This is a genomic window from Vibrio sp. 2132-1 (assembly GCF_033344315.1).
In genome coordinates this window covers 1-673 of the sequence record NZ_JAWPON010000384.1, presented here as the reverse complement: position 1 = coordinate 673, position 673 = coordinate 1, and the positions used below count along the sequence as shown (strand labels likewise).

The following is a 673-nucleotide window of genomic DNA, read 5'->3' as shown; positions in this document are numbered from 1 at the left end:
GTTGCTACAAAACAGGCCGCGAACGTTATGAAGCAGATGCAGGGGAAAAACCTCCTTAGCGTTGGAACGGTTCGCAACTACGAAGAACGTCTGACGATTGTGGCTCAACACGTTAATGCCGAGTTCAAATGTGGCCTGCGGGATTTAACGATAGAGCAGGCGCATCAGTATTTGAGCGATAGAGCCACAGAAGTTGGACAAAAAACCTTGGATATGGAGCGTCAGGCGATTCAATGCATGATGCAAAATATTACGGGGAAACTAGGCCAAACGGAAAAACTGGACGTCATCAAATCCGAACAACAACAAATTCTTTCCTCCCGTTCCTACAGCCCAGAGCAAGCAAAAATGATTGCGGATGCACAAACCGAACGTAACGCTCTCGCCACTGAAATAGCGCACGCTGCAGGACTTCGAGCGCATGAACTTCATACCCTGCAACGCATAGATGAACGCATCCCCGATCCAAGGCCGGCACTGGAAGAAAAATTCACTGGTCGAGAGGGTGAGCGTTACACCGTAGAAGGTAAGGGCGGCCTTGTCCGTGAAGTTCTCATTCCAAAAGATCTTGCGGAGAGGTTGGAAGATCGCAGACTTGAGCAGCCACTACAAATCACAGATCGAGGTGTGAACTACACAAGTCACTACGATATAAACGGCGGCAATCGTTGGT

At 49.2% G+C, this 673-nt stretch carries 1 protein-coding gene; it reads left to right on the top strand.

What is annotated here, in order from left to right:
* Window positions 1–673, top strand: a 673-nt coding sequence (locus R8N47_RS25570; protein WP_318186149.1) for a site-specific integrase, incomplete at both ends; no start/stop codon positions are given.